Below are 6226 nucleotides of genomic sequence, written 5' to 3'. Positions count from 1 at the left end.
CCCAGGAGCCGATGATCGTGCTGCTGGCCGACGGTAACAACGACCTGAACGAAGCGACCGGCCGGACGCAGAGCGAGTCGGACCAGGAGCTGGCTGCGGCGGTGGACACCGCCAAGAAGAAAGGTTATCCGATCTATACGATCGGCCTGAACGCGGACGGCAAGCTGAACAAGGCAAGTCTTGCCAAGCTGTCCGACCAGACGGGCGGCAAAGCGTTCGCGACGGATACCGCAGATGATCTGCCCGAGATTTTGAGCGAGATTTTTGCCGATCATCTGAAGCTTAAAGTGGTGCCGGTGCAGTCGATAACGGCCAGCGGCGAGTACCAGGAGGTAACGGTGACCGTCCCGAACGCAAGCGTTCTGGAAGCCAACATTTCCATCATATCGTCGAAGCCGGTAACGGCGAAGCTGACCGACCCGTCAGGGGCGGACGTGGCGATTCCTTTGAATAATGTGCTGCTGTCCAAGTCATCGACATACAGTCTGCTGAAGCTGCTGTCCCCGAAGGAAGGGGACTGGAAGCTCCAGATCAAGGGCGTTCCGAAGGATAAAATCGACATCAATCTGATTTTCAACTACGATCTTGAGCTTAAAATGGACGCTTTGCCGTCCAAGACCTACAAGAAAGGCGATACGGTAGACATCTCCGCCCATTTGTTCAGTAATGGTACGCAGGTGAATGAAGCGGAACTGTACGGGAACATGAAGGCGGTGCTGCTGGCGACCGACCTGGATACCGGAAAGATGGAAGAGCTTCCGCTGGATAATTCGGGCGGCGAGTTCAAAGGGAGCTTCGAAGTTAAGGACAGCCACAATTACGAATTGAAAGTCAGGGCGGAAGAAAGCAGCTTCTACCGTGAGAGCCAAGTTGTGAAGGTGAATGCGGGCGGAGCGGCCACCCAGGCGCCAGTCACCGCAGGTACGGCCGGAAGCGGCAGCGAGCAGCAGGACGGCGGCAGGTCGTGGACTCTGATTCTGATTATTGCCGGAATCCTGCTGGTTCTGGCGGCCGCAGCCGTAGTCTGGATGCTGTGGAAGAAAGCGAGCCGCGGCTTCGTCGGCCAACTGGTCATTGAGGTGCTGGACGGGAACACCGGCGAGAAGACGTATCCGCAGTATAAGAAGCTGACGGGCTTCCGGGGCAGTTTCAATCTGCACCAGCTGCTTCAGCTTGCTCCGGAATTTAGGGAAAGCGAGAAACTGGTCTTTACGCCGGGCAACCACGACCGGCTGCAGCTTCGCGGCGGCGACGGGATCGCCGTTGAGAAATCGGGCCGGGCCGTCGACGCCTCCCGTGGGCTGGAACTGAAGAGCGGAGACCGCATTTCGGTTCCGCTCAGCAGTGTGGACAAGACGATTATGCTGGAATATTTGGTATAGAATTCGTAAAACTTGGAGTATGCTTCCGAAGCGAGTTTTGCGAAGTACATTCCAAGAAGTTTAATCATGCAAAACTTTTAGGGGGCCAAACATGAAACCGGTCGTAAGAGAACATATTCAGCAGCTTGACGTTTCGCTTGGCGGAGGTATCGTCAGCGACAAAATCAGAGTTGACACGATCGACAATCCGATTCTGATTATTGGTCTCGGCGGAACGGGCATCGACGCCCTGCTTCGCCTGAAATACCAGATCAACCGCCGGTTTAAGCTGCCGGAGGACCCGATTTCCAAGAAGAAGCGGGATAAGCCGGACAATGTGGAGTTCCTCGCTTTCGAGACGAATGAGCAGGACCTCGGCAAGAAATACAGAGGCATCGGCCTCGACCCGCAGAACGAGTTCGTGAGGCTGTCCAACGCCGAAATCGGCGGACTGCTGCAGAACCGTAGCATCCTCGACCCCTACATTACGGAATGGCTGTCGCCCGAGCTCAGCATCACGGACGGCATGAACGGCGCCGCCGGCGTACGGCAGGCGGGACGGCTGCTGCTGTTCACGAAGATCAACCAGGTCGTGGGAGCGATCGACAAGAAGATCAAGACTTTGTCGGTCGGCACGAACAAGAAGCTGATGGTCTTCCTGCTGACGGGGTTGTCCGGCGGCACGGGCAGCGGCTCTTTTCTCGATATCGCCTACATTGTGCGGGGCATCATCGAGCGTGATTACGGCTCTGCCGGAATCGACCGTGTCAATACACTCGGATATCTGTTCACGCCGGACGTGAACCTGTCGAACAAGAGCCTCAGCGAGCATACCCGCGAGTACATCCGCAAGAACGGCTATGCGGCGCTCAAGGAGCTGGACTACTGGATGAACGTGGACAGCCGGGGCGAGCGGTTCCGCCAGCAGTACGGCAATATTTTGACCGTCAATTCTCCGCTTCCTCCGTTCAATCTGTGTCACCTCATTTCGGCGACGAACACGGAAGGCAAGCTGCTGGAGAATGCCTATGACTACTGCATGAACGTGACGGCGGAGAACATTACGAATTTTATGGCGAGCGAGGAGAAGCAGTCGGGCGAGGAATTCGCCATCCACGACTATATCAGCAACATCCGCACGAATATCGCGCAGATGCACAAGAGCTATCCGGCCAACTACGAATACAACATTATCGGGGCTTCGTCCGCCGTACTGCCGATTGAGGAAATGACGACATACCTTGCTTACCGTCTGTTTGACAAAATGGATAAAATGTTCCATCAAGCGCCAGGGCAGGAGGATGTCGAAAAAACAGCCCGCAAGCTCGGCATCGATCTGGAGAGCGTAATCAAGTCGTTCGAAGCCCGTGTGCCGGAGCCACTGCCCGGCTATGAGAACAGCGAGCGCCTGAGCCACTCCAATGTTATTAAGCATCAGGTTGTCGATATGGATACCGAACTGGAGCAGAGTTTTCTGTCACGGGTAAGAGAAGAGTACATCAAGGTGAGAAAGCAGCTTCCCGGCGAAATCGTCGGACGCTTCGGCGAGGAGATGGAGCGGACGTTCCTGCATCCCGAGCAGGGCCCGTTCTATGTGTCGCGGCTGATCTATACGGAAAAAGGCTTCTGCATCCTGAAGCTGATCCAGTCCTACATTGAAGCGCTGCGCGAGAACCTGCTGCGTTTGCCGCGTGATATCGAGACGGCCCGGGAGTCGGCGGAGGACAAACTGGGCGATGCGCGGAGCGCTTTTGTCTCGAAGGAGAAGAAGAAGAACGCCTATATCGACGCGAAGATCAACGAATATTGGCTGCGTGCCGACACCGAGCGCACCGAGCGGATGATTGAGTTCTACGAGGATCTGTATGAGCTGCTGAACGAGGAGAACAGCCGGATTTACGGCGTGTTTACGGAGATTTTGAACGCGCTCAGCTCGATTTTTTCCAAGAACGGGGATATTCTCACGAGCGGCGAAGAACAGACCGACCACAAGGGCAACAAGACGTATTACTGGAATATCGTAAGCGTGCCGGACATTGCGCAGACGATCTCGAAGATTATGGATCAAAAAGACGGCGACGACCTGATCCGCGACTTTTCCCGGGAAATGCTGCGGGGCTCCAGCCGCTGGGTCAGAGAGCAGGAGATCGACATTGTCCGCTCCATTTCCGAGTTCCTCAGCGACAAGTTCGGGGATCTGATCACCCGGTCGATGGAGGATTTTCTGACGATGAAATACGGCAGCGAGGAGCCGCTTGACAAGCTTGTGGAACGCACGGTTGCCGGGAAGCTTGACGAGGAGGCCGTGCCGGTCTTCCATCTCAGCAACAGCTCGGGCAGCCTGCACTTCCCTTCATGGGGCTTCGTATCGGTGCCTGTGAAGGCGCCGGGCATTCTGAAGGGGATTCGCAATTACCAGAACAACGCGCTCGGCAAATCGCATTTTACGGTCAAGGAGAGCGAGGTCAAGAACCGGATATTCTGGCTGAATACGCGCAACGGCGTGCCGCTGTTCGTCTATACGCCGCTGCGGGTGTATGAAGAGAACTATGAGCGGACCATTCTCGACAAGGAAGGGATCGGACGCCATCTGGTACAGACGGAGAAGAACAACTGGACTTATCTCCCGTCGCCGATTCCGGAGCAATCATGGGGCGACACCTACAGCAACGCACGGGTGCGGGAGCATAACGCCAGAGTACGCGGAGAATTCGCAAAGGCGCTGGAAGCCGGAGTTATTACTGAAAAAGGTCTGGACGAAAACACCAGCAACCGCTATTCGGTCGTGTTCACGAAGCCGTTCGATATTGATGCGTTCCTGCGCGGCTACGATCTTCAGCTTCATGCGTCCCGGCCGAATCTGGGCGAAGTGAAGAAGGCGGCGGACGAACTGAGAAGGCTGCGGGAGAACGGGCTGGAGCGCGAAGGCGCGAAGGATATCTTCGGAAGCATTAGCCGGGAAATTGCCCAGGAAAATCTGATCCGCTCGCCGCAGCTTACAACAAGAGTGCGCGAGGAGCTGGCGAAGTACGAGGCGATCTCGGCCAAAGCGGAAGAGCTGGATGCGGTGCTGCGCCAGTATCTGGACGAGGAGAAATGGCTGGACCAGTTCCTGGAGTCCCTCTACACCGATGTTATCGTGAAAAAAGGGGCGCTGTTCGTCTATGATAAGGACGAGGAAGAGGACGCTTGGGAGCCGTTCGCCAATCTGATGAAGGAACGCAGCTACGTGGAATATGCGGTCTACAGCCGTTTCCGCTCGCTGGATGAGAAGAGCCGCAGCGTGCTGCTGCGGAAGACGGCGCGGCGAGCTGCGGAAATGACCGCGTCCGAGGATGTGTCCCCGCTGCTTAATAAGCTGGATAATCTGTACGAAGCCTTCCTGGAAGCGCGGGACAGCCTGGAATACGAGCGGGTGGAGCATGCCGATGGCGATGAAATGTACGCTTTCTACAAGGTTATGACCGGAAAGCTCGGCAGCATCCGCAGAAAGCTGAAGTAAGCCTATGATCAGATCGCTGGCAATGCATTATGCGGCGGAATATGCTGCCCGGGAGGACCGGCTGCAGGATCAGGGGGACAGGCGCAGCAGTATCCATTACCCTGCTCTGTTTCTGTTCGTAGGAGAGAAGACGGCGCCCGCAATCCGGCCCGTGCTGGACAGCTGCCGACGCAAATGGGATAACGCCGGAGGCGTTCTGGCGGTGCATGCCGTTCCCGAAGGCTGGGAGGCGGAGGAATCCGGCGGCCGGAAGGATGATGCGTCATTCACTGGAGCCGGGAAGCCTCAATATAGCGGCGCCGCTCCCGGTGTACATGACTGGAGCGGGGTTCCGGCGGCCGCCGTGACAGACTGGCCGGCAGGCCAATTGAGAACGATGATTCTTCCCCGGTCTGAAGGACGTGATTCCCGCACGATCCGCCGGGACCTGTACCGGGAATTTCACGGAGAGCAGCGCTATCTGGCGGAGATGAATACCGTGCTTCGGCGCTTGACGGATGGCATAGCGGATTACGGCCGTCTGTATTCCTCCTTCGATGTCATTCATCTCTCTATTATTACGAGGGTCGACGACCCGCTTAATGTGCTGCTGCCGGAAATCACGCTGCTGACCCGCGCCGTGCTCGGCCAGTCGTTCAAATCGGTGCAGACCGACCTGTTCGCCCTGATCAGCGAACGGGAACAAGCCGAGAGCTTCGGGCTTTCCAGCTCTGTGGGATTGGCTTTCCTGCGTGAGCTGGAGGGAATGCAGTCACCGGATTATGAATATACCGCTCCGCTGCTCGTCACGGAAGACGGGCTGTCCATTCCGGTCAGCCACGGTCCTTCGCCGCTGTTCGACCTTGTTTACGTCCTATCGGACAAGAACGAGCACGGCACGTCTCCGGCGGGCGGAATGGAGGATAATTACGAAATTATTTCCCATATCAGCCTGCTGAAGAATGTGATGCGGCCCTCCGGCGGCTTCGGCCCGGAACAGGCCGGCTACAACAACATGGCGTTCAAAAGCGGAATCAGGGGCAGCACGGGCCGGCAGGGATACGCATCTGCCGGCTTCTCCGGCGTCAAACGGCCGAACCGGCAGATTGCGCTGGCTGTGCTGTACCATACCTTCCGTCGGATCAGGGAGGATATGTCCCGCGAGAGCCGGCTCAGCCCGCGTGAGCGGCTGGAGCTGCTGGGCTTAAGCCCTGACAGTCTGCGGGAGCGGACTCGGCGGATGCTCCCGGATAAGGAAGGAATCCTTGAGATGACGGGCTTGATGAGCCATGGTCGACCTTCCTACTATGAGCTTAAAAGGCTGTCTCTTCGCGAAGCGGAGGAGCTGATCTTCGGCGGCGGCGGCGAGGCCTACTTTCAGAGC

General features: G+C 57.1%; 2 protein-coding genes and 1 pseudogene. All 3 read left to right on the top strand.

The genetic code is table 11. The features are described from left to right. A partial coding sequence (locus L691_RS0110700) for a vWA domain-containing protein (protein ID WP_025690486.1) occupies positions 1-1382 on the top strand: 1382 nt, incomplete at its 5' end. Positions 1383-1473: 91 nt separating this feature from the next. After that, positions 1474-4863, top strand: a complete 3390-nt coding sequence (locus L691_RS0110695) for a tubulin-like doman-containing protein (protein ID WP_025690485.1) — start codon at positions 1474-1476, stop codon at positions 4861-4863. A 4-nt stretch (positions 4864-4867) separates the two neighbouring features. Then, positions 4868-6226, top strand: a pseudogene (locus tag L691_RS0110690) (transcription initiation factor TFIID); the annotation flags it as partial.

This window comes from Paenibacillus zanthoxyli JH29 (genome assembly GCF_000520715.1).
GTDB lineage: Bacteria > Bacillota > Bacilli > Paenibacillales > Paenibacillaceae > Paenibacillus_AQ > Paenibacillus_AQ zanthoxyli.
Note: the sequence above shows the minus strand (reverse complement) of the source record. Positions and strands in the feature narration are given on the sequence as shown.